The sequence below is a fragment of the Hymenobacter mellowenesis genome (genome assembly GCF_030581005.1).
Taxonomy (GTDB): Bacteria; Bacteroidota; Bacteroidia; order Cytophagales; family Hymenobacteraceae; genus Hymenobacter; species Hymenobacter mellowenesis.
On the sequence record NZ_JAUQSX010000001.1, the window covers coordinates 221,793 to 237,280 of the forward strand.

Here is a 15,488-nt window from a genome sequence, read left to right on the forward strand (position 1 = left end):
AAAGGACGCTTCGCTTATCGCAAAGAAGAAACGCTAGTCCTGCTTTTTGGCGATTTCGGCGGTGGCTTCGATGTTGTTGTCGGCCACGGCTTCTTTGGGTTTGTCGAAGGCGCGGGCCACCAGGTCCTTCTGCTCCTTCACGTGGATTTTATTGTAGCCCGTGGCCGGCGAGGCCGACGCCTTGCGGGCAATGACGTCCTCCAATTCACGGCGCATGTAGCGCAGCATGAAGTTCCAGTAGCCCATGTTCTCCGGCTCTTCCTGCACCCAGTAGATTTTGGCCTTGCCGTACTTGGCCAGCTCGGCATCAAGCTGCTTTTTGGGGAAGGGGTGCAGCTGCTCCAGGCGCACGATGGCCACGTCCTTGCGGTCGGAATTGCGCTGCTCTTCCAACAGGTCGTAATACACTTTGCCCGAGCACAGCAGCACGCGCTTCACCTTTTTGGCTTCGGCAAAATCATCGCCCAGCACCTCGCGGAAGCGGCCGCTGGTGAACTCTTCCACCGGCGACACGCACAGCGGATGGCGCAGCATCGACTTCGGCGACATCACCACCAGCGGCTTGCGGAAGCTCCACGTGAGCTGGCGGCGCAGGGCGTGGAAGAAGTTGGCCGGCGTGGTGATGTTGGTCACCACGATGTTGTTCTCGGCCGCGAGCTGCAGGAACCGCTCGGGGCGGGCGTTGGAGTGCTCCGGGCCCTGGCCTTCGTAGCCGTGGGGCAGCTGCATCACGAGGCCGTTCATGCGCTGCCACTTGCTCTCGGAGCTCACCACGAACTGGTCAATCATGGTCTGGGCGCCGTTGGCGAAGTCGCCGAACTGGGCTTCCCAAATCACCAGCGCCGTGGGGTTGGCCATGCCGTAGCCGAATTCGAAGCCCAGCACTGCGTACTCGCTCAGCAGCGAGTTGTAGATGCTCAGCTTCTCATTTTCGCCCTCCATGAAGTTGAGCGAGTTGTACGGCGCCGATGTTTCGGCATCGTGCAGCACCGCGTGGCGGTGCGAGAACGTGCCGCGCTGCACGTCCTGGCCACTCACGCGCACAATGTGCTTTTCGCTCAGCAGCGAGCCGTAAGCCAGCAGTTCGCCGGCGGCCCAGTTCAGCACGCGGGTTTCGTAGAACATCTTGCGGCGCTCCTTCAGCAGGTTATCAATCTGCTTGATTGGCTTGAAGCCTTCGGGAATCGTGGTCAGCGCCTTGGCCACCTTCTCCACCACCTCGGCCGAGATGCCGGTTTCGGGCGACTGCTCGAAGTCTTCCGGCGTGCTGCGGCGCAGGCTGCGCCACTCGTTTTCCAGGGCCTGATACTTATAAGGCAGCGCTTTCTGCTTCACCATATCCAGGCGGGCCTGGAGCATGTCACGGAAGTCCTTGTCCATCTGGGCCGCCAGCTCGGCGTCCACGTCGCCGCGTTGCACCAGCATGGCGTTGTACACCTCGCGCGGGTTCTGGTGCTTCGAGATGATGTTGTAGAGCGTGGGCTGGGTGAATTTGGGCTCGTCCGACTCGTTGTGGCCGTGGCGGCGGTAGCACACCATGTCAATGAAGATATCGGCATGAAACTGCTGGCGGTATTCGGTGGCCAGCTGCACGGCAAATACCACGGCTTCGGGGTCGTCGCCGTTCACGTGCACCACCGGCGCATCGATGATTTTGGCGAGGTCCGTCGAGTAAATCGACGAGCGGGCATCTTCAAAATCCGTCGTGAAACCCACTTGGTTGTTAATCACGAAGTGAATGGTGCCGCCCGTCTTGTAGCCTTCGAGCTGCGACATCTGCGTCAGCTCGTAGCCAATACCCTGGCCGGCCAAAGCCGCGTCGCCGTGGATGAGGATGGGCAGAATCTGGTGGTAGTCGCCGCCGTACTGGTGCTCGATTTTAGCCCGCACGAAGCCTTCCACCACCGGGTTCACCGCCTCTAGGTGCGAGGGGTTGGGGGCCAGTTTTAGGTTGACTTTCTGGCCGCCGCTGGCTTCCACTTCCGACGAGTAGCCCATGTGGTACTTCACGTCGCCGTCGCCCATCGTCAGGTCAGGCACGGCCGTGCCTTCGAACTCGCTGAAAATCTGCTCATATGTCTTACCCATGATGTTGGCCAGCACGTTGAGACGGCCGCGGTGGGCCATGCCAATCATCACTTCCTTCACGCCCAACTCCGCGCCCTTGCCGATGATGGCATCGAGCGCCGGAATGGTCGTTTCGCCGCCTTCGAGCGAGAAGCGCTTCTGCCCCAAAAACTTGGTGTGCAGAAAGTTCTCAAACACCACAGCCTCGTTCAGTTTCTTCAGAATGCGCTTCTTGTACTCCACGCCGGGGTTGAAAGCCAGCGAGTCCTTCTCCACTTTGGCGCGGAACCAGTCCAGCACCTGCGGGTCGCGGATGTACATGTATTCGAAACCGATTGCGCCGGTATAAATTTTCTCCAGGGCCGCCACGATGTCGCGCAGCTTGGCTTGGCCGCCGAGGCCCAGCACCTCACCGTTCTTAAATACCGTATCCAAGTCAGCTTCGCCCAAGCCGAAATCGGCAAGGTCGAGGCGGGGCTTGCGGTCTTTGCGCTCGCGCACCGGGTTGGTTTTGGCGCGCAGGTGGCCGCGGCTTCGGAAGGCGTGAATGAGGTTGCGCACGGCCGTCTCTTTGTCGGCCGATACTTCGCCGCTGCTCAGGCCGGCGGGAGCATTGTTGGTCGAGGCCGGGGTGTTGAGCACACCGTAGTCGTCGGCCTGCGGAGCGGCGGGGGCTGCTTTGGTGGCAGCGCCGTTAGTGGAAGCCGCGCCATTGGCGGGAGCGGCCACGCCGGGCAGCACGGAGGCGCCTTCGGGGAATTGCTGCGAGAAATCGAAACCCTCAAAAAACTTGCGCCAGCCAAAATCAACCGATTCCGGATTCTGCTGGTAGGCTTGGTACAGGGTTTCGATGGCCGCCGCGTCGGCGTTGGCGATATACGAGTATGCGTCCATGGATAAAGGAGCTTGGGTAAGGCTGCACAAATGTAACTAGCTTCATACACAGCTAAAAACTTACATTCGGTTTCGCGAATAAACTTGCAAATCAATCAGATATATTCACACCATAACTGATTGAGCAAGTGTCTTTCGTGGTCAATTTATCAAATTTCGCGGGATGTCTGCAGTTGTGCTTACCCATAGGCTGGTTTCGCGGCGGACATGGCCGGTGCTTACCATACCTGATAAAATGAATGAAGCGCCAAGTGCATCCTCGCTTTTTCTATAAAGTTTTTACTATATCCTTCGCTACAGACGCTCTAAGGCCGTTAGCAATTGGATAATTTATTTTTAGCAAACTTATGCCCCCCTTCTGCCGTTTTACTTTTCCGTCTTTGCCTAAAAAGCAAGGGCTTGCCTATACCGCCGGGCTGGAATGGCGGCCTTATGAACTCCTAATAGATGCACAATGCAAGGTTATTTATAGAAGCGTTTTTAGCAATTACTACGCTTATATCCCCTCTTTTCAGCGCCGCGCCGCTCGCGGAAGCTTCTGGTATGCGCGCCTTTATTGGGTCGCGGGGCACCAGCCGCCGCACTGCCAAAACCAGCGCTACCAAAGCCAAAAAGATGGTGGCCCACCGTCTTACCTACACCGTGACGGCCACCATATATGAAGCAGTGCCCGGCCAGACCGACAATGAGCCCTTCGTTACGGCCGATAACTCCCGCATTAAGCGGCATTTTGGCACCAAAAAGCGCTGGATGGCCCTTTCCAGGGACCTGCTGAAGCCTTGGGGCGGCCACTTCAACTACGGCGACAAGGTGCGGGTGCGCGGCATCTCGCCCAAACTCGATGGCGTGTACACGGTGCACGATACCATGAACCGCCGCCACCGCCACTGCATGGACATCCTGGCGCACCCGAGCGAAAAGCTCGACATTTTCACCAAGGGCGTTAAGATTCAGAAGGTAGCATCCCGCTGACCGCAGTGCCCGAGCTCGCATTATCTTAGCTTTATCGTTAGCCAAACAAAAAGCCGCGCCAATAATGGCGCGGCTTTTTGTTTGATTGAGCAACCTCTTTACCTGCTACCTGGGTAGGGCCATCTTGAAGATGCGGAAGGGCTCGCGGGGCTGGCCCACGCCCTTGTTCCAGTTGGGGGTTTTGTGAATGGCCGAATTGGTGACGTAGAGCATGCCGTCGGCGCCGAAGCTGTAGGTATCGGGCCACTGCAGGCGTGAGTCCTTTACCAGCGTTTCGATTTTACCGGCCGGGGTGCGGCGCATGAGGGCGCTGTTCTCGAAAGATGTGAGGTACACGTTGTTGGCCGCGTCGATTTCGAGGCCATCGGTGCCGGGGATTTCACCCACGGTTTCAACCTGCTGGCCGAGTTGGGCTTCGGTGAGGGCGGCGTCGCGCAGGGCGGCGGTTTTGATGCGGTAGAGGGTGTGGCCGGTGAGCGGGCAGTAGTAGAGGTAGGCGTTGTCGGTGCTCAGAGCGATGCCGTCGGCGTTGAACTGAGCAGGTTTGCCCTGCAGGTCGAGCATGGGGTGGCCTTCGGCTTTGATGACGAGGCCCTTCACGGCTTTGGTAGATGGATGGCTGGCCAGCAGGCGGCGCGATTTCAGGGTTTTCAAATCGGTAACTACCAGCGCGCCCAGGCCCGATTCGGTCATGTAGGCGTAGTTGTTCTGCAGGTCGATGCGCACGTCGTTGAGGTAGGACTTGCGCGGGGCCACGATTTCGGAGAAAGGAATGGTGAGCAGCACTTGGCCGGTTTTGGGGTCGGTTTTGACCAGCTTGGGGCCGCCGGGCACGGTGAATTTCAAGCCGGGCGAGGCGGGGTCGAGCACCCAGACCATGCCCGATTTATCGGCGAACACGCTTTGCGGGCAAATCCAGTGCTTGAGCGGCTCCGACTTCACGGAGTCGTTCCAGGTGCACCAGCCGGCGTTGGGATAGGGCGTGAGGGTGTTGTTGGGGCCCACTTTGGCGATGGGGAAGGACGGATTCCAGTCCCAGCGCGGGAAGCAAGCGAACACCTGCCCGCCGGGGGCCACGGCCACGCCCACCATTTGCGGGTCGTTGAATTCGGCCACCACTTGCAGGGGCGAGTTGGCGGGCGCGCCAGCGGCAGTACCGGCCCGGGCAGCGTCGGTCGCAACCGAAGAATCGGCGGTGGCCGCGGTATCGGCGTTATTGGAAGGCGACGAACAGCCGCTCAGCAGGCCGGCGACGGCCAGCGCGGCGGCGCTCCCGATGGTGGTGATGCGATAAGCAAACATGAAAAAACAGATGGGGTGGAAAGGAAAGCAAAAAGCCCCAACCGGACAGGTTGGGGCTTTACATACGGCCGGCTGATGCGCACGTTGACGCAAATCGAATCAACCCAGACAGTAGAAACCAGGAACTACTGACGGGCAGCCGAATCCGAAACAGCTGCGGGAGCCTGAACGGCCGAGTCGCGCACGGCGGCGGCTTTCTGCTCCATCTCCGAGCGCGAGGGCAGCGCCGGGGCGGGGTTGGTGGGCGCCAGGCGGATGGTTTCGGGGGCGGCCACGGGCTGGGGCATCTGCTCGGCCTGGGGACCGGTTTCGATGGGCGCGGCCAGGGTGTCGGCGGGCGTGAGGCTGGTGCTGGACAGGCGCTCCGACGGCTGGCGGTTGAGCGAAAGGTAGAGCACCAGCCCGAGCAAGGCCAGCAGGCCCCCAATCGATAAAATCAGTGCCAGCGGGCTGCGGGCGGCCGGCGCGGTGCCTTCCGGGAATTCATCGGCCACGTAGCCCGCGTCGGCCGCGGCTAGTCCTGGCGATGGCACGGCGGGCGGCGGCAGCGGGGGCGCAGCGGGCGGGCTGTCGGCTTCGAGGGCGCGGCGCACGGCGGGTGGAATGAAGGCCGGCTCTTCGGGTTCGGGCTCGCTGTCGGCGAGCGGTGCGGAGTAGCCGGAAGTGGGTAGTGCGGTGGGCGGCACCGCCGTCCCGAGGTCCTCAAACATGGGCGAGGGCGTTTCCAGGGCCGGCGCGGGCGGCAGCACGACAGGCGCCTCGGGCACGGCGGCGGCTGGCGCCGACGTGGCGGGGGCCGCCGACGCGGCGCCGTCGTGAAACACCAGGCGCTGCTTCAGGGCTTCGAACTCGGTGGGCGTGAGGGCGCCGGCATCGAGCATTTCCTTTAGCTGGCGCAGGGTGTCGAGGGGCGAGGAATTGGGGTTGTCCATTACCAGAATACGGCCGGCGGTGGGGCTAGTTTTTGCGGTCGAGGGCCGAGAGACGGTCGCGGCGGCGCTGCAGGCGCAGGCGGCTGTCGTCGAGCAGCACCTTGTTTTTGACTTGCGCGGCCGAGTCGGCGCGCGACTGCACCAGGTTTTCGATGTTCTTTTTCTTTAGCTCTTCGATGCGGGCCAGGTTGGCGTCGGTGTTGCTTTTGAGGGCGGCCTGCTCTTTTTCGAGGCGTTCTTTCTCCTTTTCGGTGGCCTTGAGCTTCTTCTCAGCCTCGGCTATCATGTCGCGGTAGGCCTTGAGGCGCACGGCGCCGGCGAAGTTCTGCGTCATGGCGCGCAGGGCTTCGTACTCGGTTTTGGTGCTGCTGGGGTCGAAGAACGTGTTGTCGTCGAACCCACCGAAAATCATGACTTCCGCCACCGAGTCCGACGGCGCCACGATGGTGGCGTAGAGGTCGACGAGCTTGCCCGAAACCGTGCTGGCGGGCGTTTGCTTGGCCATGAGCACGTCGCTTTTGCCCATGCCCAGCACGCCGCCGGTCTTGAACTTCACGTTGTAGCTCGACTTCATCCAGTCCTGCAGAAACTCGCGCACGTCAGTGGCCTTGCCATCGACCTGCACCTTAAGGGCCGGGCGGGACTTCTTGTTGTAGTTGACTTCGCCGGGGCGCACGTCGTAGAGCTGGGCCGAGGCCAGGGCGGGCGCCAGCCAGCCGGCTAGCAGCAGCAGGAGGAAATAGATTTTTTGCATGAGAAAGGTGAGGTGAGGGATGGCGCGGCTAGCGCAGCTCGTGGCGGTCGAAGGCGGCCTGCAGGTCGGCGCGCATGGCCTGGAAGCGGGCAATGGCGGCGGCCAGGAACTCGTCGTCGAGCAATTCGCGGGCTTCGGCGTCGGAGCCGGTGAGCAGGTCGAGCTCGGCCACTTTATAGGTTTGTTCGAGGTTGCCCTGCTCCAGCTTGAGCAGAAACTTGCCGTTCCAGGCCAGCAGCGTGATTTTGACGGCGGGGTGCGGAATGTCGGCGACGTGGCGCATGAATTGATTTTTGAATGGCCAGAACCGGGGCGAAGATAGTAAGCTCCACCTAACTCCCCGGCGGCCGGCGGCGTAAAACCAGCCGTGGCCCGGCGCCGCGGGCCGTTTCCTTTCCACTTTTCATTCATCACCGCCATGTCACAGGGAGATAAGTCGAAGTACACCGACAAGCAGAAACGCCAGGCAGAGCACATCGAGGAAAGCTACGAGAAGAAGGGCGTGCCCGAGGAAGAAGCCGAAGCCCGCGCCTGGGCCACAGTGAACAAACAGGACGGCGGCGGGAAACTTCCCGGCGGCTCGGGCCGTAAAAAGAACAGCAAGTAGCTATTGAGTGCGCCTATGCGCAGCCCCGTGGTTCGTAATGCCACTTGAAGAGCCCCACCGGTTAAGTCCGGCGGGGCTTTTTTGTGGCTGAACGGCAGCTACGCCTTTCATCGGCCGGCGGCCCGTAATTTTCGGGCATGAACAAGCTCTTTCTTGGCGCGCTGGCCCTGCTCCCACTCGCGGCAGCCGCCCAAACCCCTCCCCCACCGTCCGGCGTGCTCACGCCCGAAAAGCTCTGGCAGCTGGGCCGCCTGGGCGAAATGCAGGTGTCGCCCGACGGCAAAACCGTTGCCTATACCGTCACCAAATACAGCCTGGCCGACAACAAAGGCAACGCCGACATCTGGACGGTGCCCGTGGCCGGCGGCCCGGCCCGGAAACTCACCGACACACCCGGCTCGGAAAATACCCTGAACTGGCGGCCCGATGGCAAGCTCACCTTCATTTCGGGCGAAGGCGGTAACGACCAGCTGTATGTGATGAGTGCCGACGGCAGCGGCAAAACCAGGCTCAGCGACTTCCCCGACCAGGGCCTGAGTAACCTGAAATACGCGCCCAAGGCCAATTTTATCCTCTATACTCAGGACGTGAAATCGAGCCCGGGCACGCTGGATATGTTCCCGGACCTGCCCAAGGCCGACGCCAAAATCATCGACGACCTGAACTACCGCCACTGGAACGTGTGGGACGACCACCTGGCCAGCCACGTTTTCTTCCAGCCCCTCGGGGCCGACGGCCGGCCCACCGGCTACGGCAAGGACGTGATGGCCGGCGAGAAGTTCGACTCGCCCCTGATGCCCGACGGCGGCTCGGAGCAGCTGGCTTTCTCGCCCGATGGCTACCGCCTGGCCTACACCAGCCGCAAGCTCACGGGCAAGGCCGAGGCCGAAAGCACCAACTCCGACATCTACCTCTACGACATCCACAACCAGCAAACCGTGAACCTGAGCGAGGGCCTGGGCGGCTACGACACCGAGCCCACCTTCTCGCCCGACGGCCGGATGGTGGCCTGGCTGAGCATGGCCACGCCGGGCTTCGAGAGTGACCGCAACGGCATCATGGTGTATGATTTCGCCAGCAAAAAGCGCGAGGACATCACCAAGGGCTCGGAGCTGAGCGCGGCCAACGTGCGCTGGAGCGCCGACGGCAAAACCATCTACTTCCTGAGCGTGGTGGAAGGCACCGAGCAGTTATTTGCAGTACCCAGCAAGGGCGGCAAAATCCGTCAACTGACGGTTGGCGCGCAGAACTACAACTCGTTTGAATTAGTCGGGAAAGACCAAGCCGTGGCCAACCGCACCACGCTCAGCACCTTCGCCGATATCGTGCGGCTCGACCTGAAAACCGGCCGGGAAACCCCGCTTACCACCATCAACCAGCAGGAGCTGGCCGGCATTAAGATGGGCCGGGTGGAAGACCGCCGCGTGACCACCACCGACGGCAAGCAGATGCAGGTGTACGTCATTTACCCGCCCGATTTCGACGCCAGCAAGAAGTACCCCACGCTGCTCTATTGCCAGGGCGGCCCGCAAAGCCCCATCACCCAAAGCCAGAGCTACCGCTGGAACTTCCAGCTGATGGCGGCCAACGGCTACATCGTGGTGGCGCCCAACCGGCGCGGCCTGCCCGGCTTCGGCCGCCAGTGGAACGACGCCATTTCGGGCGATTGGGGCGGCCAGCCTATTCAGGACTACCTCGCGGCCATCGACGACGTGAGCAAGGAGCCCTACGTGGACAAGGACCGGCGCGGCTGCGTAGGCGCCTCCTACGGCGGCTACTCGGTGTACTACCTGGCCGGCAAACACGAAGGCCGCTTTAAAACTTTCATTGCCCACTGCGGCCTCTACAACCTCACCAGCTGGTACCCCAGCACTGAGGAAATGTTTTTCGCCAAACACGACATGGGCGGCGCGCCCTGGGACGCCAACCCCACGAAATCCTACACCGAGTTCAACCCGCAAATGTTTGCCAAAAACTGGGACACGCCCATGCTCGTCATCCACGGCGGCAAGGACTTCCGGGTGCCCGAGGGGCAGGGCATGGAGGCCTTTGGCACGGCGCAGCTGCGCGGCATTCCCAGCCGCTTCCTCTACTTCCCCAACGAGGGCCACTGGATACTCAAGCCGCAAAACGCCATTCTGTGGCAGCGCGTGTTTTTCGATTGGCTGGGTCGCACGCTCAAGCCCGGCGGGCCGGCGGCGAAGTAGCGCCCGGTAGCAGGATTGCAACAGCCCGTTTGGCCACGCCAAACGGGCTGTTGGCTTTTTGAGATGCGCGGTTTTCCGCGGGCCGGACAGCTTGCCCGGATTAATCTGATTTCGGACGGGATTAACCATCAGGCCGATGACGGTGCGACCGTGCGCAAAGCCGGCTATGGCAGGCGTGGGCCAGCTAAAAACAGCTACCTTAGATGACGGCTATTTTTCTGAAAAACAATTATTTAGGATTCATCTCATAGCTGCCTGTGGTATACCGGGGTTTTCAGGATATGGACGCCTTTTTGCTCTGCCGCCAAACCAGTCCACCGCATTATCAATAAAAGCAACTTGCCTTCTGGGCCAGTCCACCCCATGAAGGAAAGCGAAAAGCGTTACCGCCAGCTGATTGAAGCCAGCCAGGATTTACTGGTCACCGTGGATTTGCGGGGACACATCATCGACACCAACGAGGCGGCCGTGAAGCTGACCGGCGCCAGCCGCGAGGCCCTGATGGGCTCCGATTTCTTTGGCTACTTCACCGAGCCGGCGGCGGTGCGGGCGGTGTACCGCGCGGTGCTCGACCACCAGGAGATGACCAACGTGCCCTGCACGCTGCGCCACGCCACCGGCACCCTGGCCGAAGTGCTGCTGGACGGGACCGTGAACAAGGACGAGCTGGGCCAGGTGCTGGGCGCCGTGCTGGTGGCCCGCGAAGTGGCCGAAAAAAACTGGGCCGACGAGCTCAGCCTGGCCAACAAGGAGCTGGCTTTTCAGCACAACGAGAAGGAGAAACGGGCCGACGAGTTGAGCATTGCCAACGAAGAGCTGGCCTTCCAGAACGATGAGAAGGAGAAGCGCGCCGCCGAGCTGGTGATTGCCAACAAGGAGCTGGCCTTCCAGAACGACGAGAAAGAGAAGCGGGCCGCCGAGCTCAGCATTGCCAACACGGAGCTAGCCTTTCAGAATGATGAGAAGGAGAAGCGCGCCCAGGAACTGGGCGTGGCCAACACCGAGCTGGCGTTCCAGAACGACGAGAAGGAGAAGCGCGCCCAGGAGCTGAGCGTGGCCAACGAGGAGCTGGCGTTTCAGAACAATGAGAAGGAAAAGCGGGCCCAGGAATTGAGCGTGGCCAATACCGAACTCGCGTTTCAGAATGATGAGAAGGAAAAGCGGGCGCAGGAATTGAGTGTGGCGAACACCGAATTGGCGTTCCAGAACGACGAGAAGGAAAAGCGGGCGCAGGAATTGAGTGTGGCGAACACCGAACTCGCATTTCAGAATGATGAGAAGGAGAAACGGGCACAGGAACTGAGCATTGCCAACACCGAATTGGCCTTCCAGAACGACGAGAAGGAGAAGCGCGCGGCTGAATTGGGCATTGCCAACATCGAGCTGGCGTTCCAAAACGACGAGAAGGAGAAGCGGGCGGCCGAGCTGGTGATTGCCAATAAGGAATTGGCGTTTCAGAACGACGAGAAGGTGAAGCGCGCGGCCGAGCTGCGCATTGCCAACTACGCCCGCAGCCTAATTGAGGCCAGCCGCGACCCGCTGGTAACCATCAGCCCCGAGGGCAAGATTACGGACATGAACTCGGCCACGGTGTACATCACCGGCATTGAGCGCGAGCAGCTGATTGGCTCCGATTTCTTCGCCTATTTCACCGAGCCGCAGATGGCCCGCGAAGTGTACCAGGAGGTGTTTGCCAAGGGCACCGTGGCCGATTCGCCCCTCACGCTGCGCCACAAAAACGGCAAGCTGACCGACGTGCTGTTCAACGGCTCGGTGTACAAGAACGACGAGGGGCACGTGCTGGGCGTGGTCATCGTGGCGCGCGATGTGACCGACCAGAAGCGCATCGCCACCGAGCTGACCGAGGCCAAAATAGCCGCCGAGCGCGCCACCGTGCTGGCCGAGGAAGCCCAGGCCAAGGCCGAAAGCGCCACCCAAACGGCCGTGGACGCCGTGAAGGCCAAGCAGCAGTTTCTCAGCAACATGAGCCACGAAATCCGCACGCCCATGAACGCCATCATCGGCTTCACGAAGGTGGTGCTGAAAACGGAGCTCACCGACAAGCAGCAGGAATACCTGACGGCCATCAAGCTGAGCGGTGACACGCTGATTGTGCTCATCAACGACATTCTGGACCTGGCCAAGGTGGACGCCGGCCGCATGACGTTCGAGCAGATTCCGTTCAAGCTCTCGGCCTCGGTGGCGGCCATGGTGCACTTGTTCGAAACCAAGATTCAGGAAAAAAACCTGGAATTGGTGATGGAATACGACGAGAAAATTCCGGAAGTGGTGGTGGGCGACCCCGTGCGCCTGCACCAGATTATTCTGAACCTGGTGAGCAACGCGGTGAAATTCACCAGCGAAGGCAGCATCACGGTGGGCGTGCGCATGCTGGTGCAGGACGCGGAGAAGGTCATCCTGGAGTTTGCCGTGACCGATACCGGCATCGGCATCGAGCAGGCCAAGCTGGGCACGGTGTTCGACACGTTTCAGCAGGCCACCAGCGACACCAGCCGCCTGTACGGCGGCACGGGCCTGGGCCTGGCCATCGTGAAAAACCTGGTGGAGCCGCAGGGCGGCACCATCAGCGTGAAAAGCAAGGTGGGCCAGGGCTCCACGTTCAGCTTCATTTTGAGCTTCAACAAAACCCTGGAAAAGGCCGACGCGGAATCGAACATGACCGTGGAGCTGGAAGCCGGCTTCAAGGACGTCCGCATCCTGGTGGTGGAAGACATTGCCCTCAACCAGCTGCTGATGAAGACCTTGCTGGAGGATTTTGGCTTTGCGATGGAAGTGGCCGGCAACGGGCAGATTGCCATCGAGAAAATGGCCACCACCCACTTCGACATCGTGCTGATGGACCTGCAGATGCCCGTCATGAACGGCTTCGAGGCCACCCACCACATCCGCACGGTGCTGCAGTCCACGGTGCCCATCATCGCCCTCACGGCCGACGTGACCACCGTGGACGTGGAGAAATGCAAGGCCGTGGGCATGAACGACTACATCTCCAAACCCATCGACGACAAGCTGCTCTACGGCAAAATCATCAAGTACCTGAAAAGCTCGGGCTACGAGAAAGAAGCGGTGGTGGAAGCCATCGAGGCCGTGGTGGCCGCCCCGCGCACCTGCGTCAACTTCGAGTACCTGCGCCGCGTCACGAAGACCGACGCGCGCATGGCCGAGATGATATACCTGTATTTGCAGGAGATTCCGCCGCTGGTGCAAACCATGAAAAAGGCCATTGAAGAAAACGAGTGGCGGGCCCTGAAATCGGCCACGCACTCCATCATTCCCACTTTTGCCACCATGGGCATCAACCCCAAATTCGAGGACAACGCCAAGGCATTGCAGGCCCTGGCCGGCCTGCTACTGGCCGATGCCGACGGCACCGGGGCCACCGCCGCAAATCTGGCCGAGGTCCACCGCCTGTTTCTGAAGATTGAAACCGTGTGCGAACAGGCTGCCGCCGAACTGGAAGAGAAGCTCCAGCGACTGTCGCAGACGCTGCACGGCGTGCGGGCGCAGGCATAGGCCCGGTTTTCTTGCTTCGAAGCTATTTAAGACAATCAAAAACGGTCATGCAGAGCGCAGCGAAGCATCTTTACCGCAGTAGTAAATCCGGTCGATTGGATTTACTGCTGCGGTAAAGATGCTTCGCTGCGCTCTGCATGACGTGCTGGCAACCTTCTAGAATACCTGCCACTCGAAAATGATTTTTTGATGAATTAATTGCTATTTGCCGGCTCAGCAGCCTTTAATTATCTGCCTATGCGGTTTTGCCTATTTGTCGTGCTCATGCTGTGGGCGGCCGGCACCGCCTGGGCGGAGGCCCCGCACCTCCTCCGCGACACGCTGCTGCTGAAGGACCCCGAAGGCCCGCACCTCTCCGAAGCCTACCGCTACTACACCGAGCCCTTCGGCATCGCGCCCGGCCCGGAGCAGGCCGAAGCCCAGTGGCGCGCCGGCCGCTTCCGCCCCGGCCCCTGGCACAAAACCCTCAATCTGGGCCTGCTGCACCAGCGCGTGTGGCTGCGCCTGCCGGTGCGCAACACCGAGGCCCGGCGCCTGCGCTTCGTGTGGGGCATTTTCAACTTCGCCGACAGTGCCGCGCTGTACTGCCGCCGCCCGGGCGAAACGACATACACCCGCATCGGCGCGGCCAGCTCGTGGGTGTCGGCGGCCGACCGGCAGTTTCCGGCCCGCTCGCTCAGCTTTCCGTTCGAGCTGGACGCGGGCGAGGCGGCGGTGCTGCTGCTCCGGATTGACGTGCACACCGGCGGCGTGTATTTGCCCACCTACATCGAAACCACTGAGCATTTTCTGGCCTGGGAAATGGGCTTTCCGTTTGAGCGGCACTGGGTGTGGCTGCTGGGCTTCTACCTGAGCAGCGCCTTGTTCAACCTCGTGCTATTTGCCTTTCTGCGCGACCGGATTCACCTCTGGTACGTGGCCTACGTGGTGGCCGTGACGCTGTTTTTGATGATGGAAGACGGGCTGGACGCCATGCTGCTGCCCACTTGGCTCTACCAGCTGCTGTGGTCGGTGGGGCAGTATAACTTCATGATTCTGGCCGGGGCGGCGGGCATTCGCATCATGCTGCTGTTTCTGCGGCTGCCTAAGCGGCGGCGGCTCTACCGGGCCGGCACCTGGCTGGCGGGCGGGGCCGTGGGGCTGGTGGCGGGGTATGCGGTGCTGTTTCCGTGGGCCGTGCGCCACAGCCTGCCGCTGGTGGAAGCCCTGAACTTCGGCCGTGAAATGCTCATGGTGCTGGTGTTCGGCTACGGCTGGGTGACGCTGATAACGGCGTTTCTGACCCGGCACCGGCGGCGGCTGGCGGCCTATTATGCGCTGACTTACCTGTTCTTTTTCGTGGGCTACGGCATTTTCTGGCTGAACCACTTAGGCTTGAGCAGCTTCAATCCCATCTACCCCAATACACTGGCGTGGGGCCTTTTTGCCGAGCTGCTGGTGCTGAGCGCCCTACTCACCGGCCGCTTCCGCCACACGCTGCGCCAGAACGCCCAGCTGCGCATCCGGCGCCTGCAGCAGCGCAACGACGAAGGCGCCCGCCTCATCGCCGCCCAGGATGCCGAGCGTGAACAGCTGGCCCGCGAGCTGCACGATGCCCTGGGCCCCAACCTGGCCGCCCTGCACATGGCCTGGCAAAGCAACGCCGTGCGCGACGCCCTGGCCGCCGCCCCCAACGCCGCCACCATCGGCCTGCTCACCGAGGAAATTCTGGGCCAGCTCTACGGGCAGGTGCGCCAGCTCAGCCACGCGCTGCTGCCCACCGCGCCGGGCACCAACCGCCTCAGCACCTCCGTGGCGGCCCTCTGCGACGCCTTCAACCTCAACGGCACGCCGCATGTGGCCACCCAGTTCGACGGCGACCTCGACCACCTGCCCTCCGCCGTGCAGTCGGCCGCCTACCGCATCGTGGCCGAGCTGCTCAACAACGCCGTGCGCCACGCCCAGGCCCAGCACGTGCAGGTGCAGCTGCGCCGCCGCCTGGCCGCCCTCGAAATCTGCGTGCAGGACGACGGCCGCGGCTTCGGGCGCGGCGAGGACTCCCCCACCACCGGCATCGGCCTGCGCGGGGTGCGCACCCGCGCCGCCTACCTGAGCGGCAGCGTTCGCATCGAAACGCCGGAAGTGGGCACGCGGGTGGTGGTGAGCTTGCCGTGCTGAGGGTTGAGTGTAATAAAAAGAACGTCATGTCGAGCGCAGCCGAGACATCTCGCGTGCCGAAG

At 61.7% G+C, this 15,488-nt stretch carries 10 protein-coding genes; 5 read left to right on the forward strand and 5 right to left on the reverse strand.

The window, feature by feature from the left end; genetic code table 11:
• Positions 1 to 33: 33 nt before the first annotated feature.
• Entirely contained in the window at positions 34 to 2,961 is a 2,928-nt protein-coding gene (locus Q5H92_RS00970; RefSeq protein WP_305009588.1) for a 2-oxoglutarate dehydrogenase E1 component, read from the reverse strand.
• 543 nt (positions 2,962 to 3,504) lie between these two features.
• On the opposite strand from Q5H92_RS00970, the gene Q5H92_RS00975 reads away from it, so the two are divergent.
• The gene (locus Q5H92_RS00975) at positions 3,505 to 3,933 is read left to right on the forward strand and encodes an RlpA-like double-psi beta-barrel domain-containing protein (RefSeq protein ID WP_305009589.1); all 429 of its coding nucleotides are present in this window, start codon (positions 3,505 to 3,507) and stop codon (positions 3,931 to 3,933) included.
• Between the two features lie 105 nt (positions 3,934 to 4,038).
• Here the strand turns inward: Q5H92_RS00975 and Q5H92_RS00980 are convergent, their stop codons facing one another.
• From Q5H92_RS00980 to Q5H92_RS00995, 4 genes are all read right to left on the reverse strand, one after another.
• Positions 4,039 to 5,235 carry an SMP-30/gluconolactonase/LRE family protein gene (locus Q5H92_RS00980; RefSeq protein ID WP_305009590.1) on the reverse strand — a complete coding sequence of 399 codons (1,197 nt, stop codon included), beginning with the start codon at positions 5,233 to 5,235 and terminating at the stop codon, positions 4,039 to 4,041.
• A 125-nt stretch (positions 5,236 to 5,360) separates the two neighbouring features.
• On the reverse strand, positions 5,361 to 6,167 hold the full coding sequence (locus Q5H92_RS00985) for an SHOCT domain-containing protein (protein ID WP_305009591.1): 807 nt from the start codon (positions 6,165 to 6,167) through the stop codon (positions 5,361 to 5,363).
• A 25-nt stretch (positions 6,168 to 6,192) separates the two neighbouring features.
• A complete protein-coding gene (locus Q5H92_RS00990; protein WP_305009592.1) occupies positions 6,193 to 6,921 on the reverse strand; it encodes a hypothetical protein in 729 nt (242 codons plus the stop codon).
• A gap of 28 nt (positions 6,922 to 6,949) precedes the next feature.
• The gene (locus Q5H92_RS00995) at positions 6,950 to 7,204 is read right to left on the reverse strand and encodes a hypothetical protein (protein WP_305009593.1); all 255 of its coding nucleotides are present in this window, start codon (positions 7,202 to 7,204) and stop codon (positions 6,950 to 6,952) included.
• Positions 7,205 to 7,339: 135 nt separating this feature from the next.
• On the opposite strand from Q5H92_RS00995, the gene Q5H92_RS01000 reads away from it, so the two are divergent.
• The 4 genes from Q5H92_RS01000 to Q5H92_RS01015 all read left to right on the forward strand — a co-directional run bounded on the left by Q5H92_RS01000 (position 7,340) and on the right by Q5H92_RS01015 (position 15,426).
• Positions 7,340 to 7,528: a hypothetical protein gene (locus tag Q5H92_RS01000; RefSeq protein ID WP_305009594.1), complete on the forward strand. Its 189-nt coding sequence runs from the start codon at positions 7,340 to 7,342 to the stop codon at positions 7,526 to 7,528.
• A gap of 137 nt (positions 7,529 to 7,665) precedes the next feature.
• Complete coding sequence (locus Q5H92_RS01005) at positions 7,666 to 9,735, forward strand: S9 family peptidase (protein WP_305009595.1); 2,070 nt, start codon at positions 7,666 to 7,668, stop codon at positions 9,733 to 9,735.
• Between the two features lie 363 nt (positions 9,736 to 10,098).
• On the forward strand, positions 10,099 to 13,269 hold the full coding sequence (locus tag Q5H92_RS01010; RefSeq protein ID WP_305009596.1) for a PAS domain S-box protein: 3,171 nt from the start codon (positions 10,099 to 10,101) through the stop codon (positions 13,267 to 13,269).
• Positions 13,270 to 13,506: 237 nt separating this feature from the next.
• On the forward strand, positions 13,507 to 15,426 hold the full coding sequence (locus tag Q5H92_RS01015; RefSeq protein WP_305009598.1) for a sensor histidine kinase: 1,920 nt from the start codon (positions 13,507 to 13,509) through the stop codon (positions 15,424 to 15,426).
• The last annotated feature ends 62 nt before the right edge of the window (positions 15,427 to 15,488 follow it).

Coding starts and splice junctions, on each gene's coding strand:
- Q5H92_RS00970 (WP_305009588.1), bottom strand. CDS start 2,961: ATGGACGCATACTCGTATATCGCCAACGCCGACGCGGCGGCCATCGAA.
- Q5H92_RS00975 (WP_305009589.1), top strand. CDS start 3,505: ATGCGCGCCTTTATTGGGTCGCGGGGCACCAGCCGCCGCACTGCCAAA.
- Q5H92_RS00980 (WP_305009590.1), bottom strand. CDS start 5,235: ATGTTTGCTTATCGCATCACCACCATCGGGAGCGCCGCCGCGCTGGCC.
- Q5H92_RS00985 (WP_305009591.1), bottom strand. CDS start 6,167: ATGGACAACCCCAATTCCTCGCCCCTCGACACCCTGCGCCAGCTAAAG.
- Q5H92_RS00990 (WP_305009592.1), bottom strand. CDS start 6,921: ATGCAAAAAATCTATTTCCTCCTGCTGCTGCTAGCCGGCTGGCTGGCG.
- Q5H92_RS00995 (WP_305009593.1), bottom strand. CDS start 7,204: ATGCGCCACGTCGCCGACATTCCGCACCCCGCCGTCAAAATCACGCTG.
- Q5H92_RS01000 (WP_305009594.1), top strand. CDS start 7,340: ATGTCACAGGGAGATAAGTCGAAGTACACCGACAAGCAGAAACGCCAG.
- Q5H92_RS01005 (WP_305009595.1), top strand. CDS start 7,666: ATGAACAAGCTCTTTCTTGGCGCGCTGGCCCTGCTCCCACTCGCGGCA.
- Q5H92_RS01010 (WP_305009596.1), top strand. CDS start 10,099: ATGAAGGAAAGCGAAAAGCGTTACCGCCAGCTGATTGAAGCCAGCCAG.
- Q5H92_RS01015 (WP_305009598.1), top strand. CDS start 13,507: ATGCGGTTTTGCCTATTTGTCGTGCTCATGCTGTGGGCGGCCGGCACC.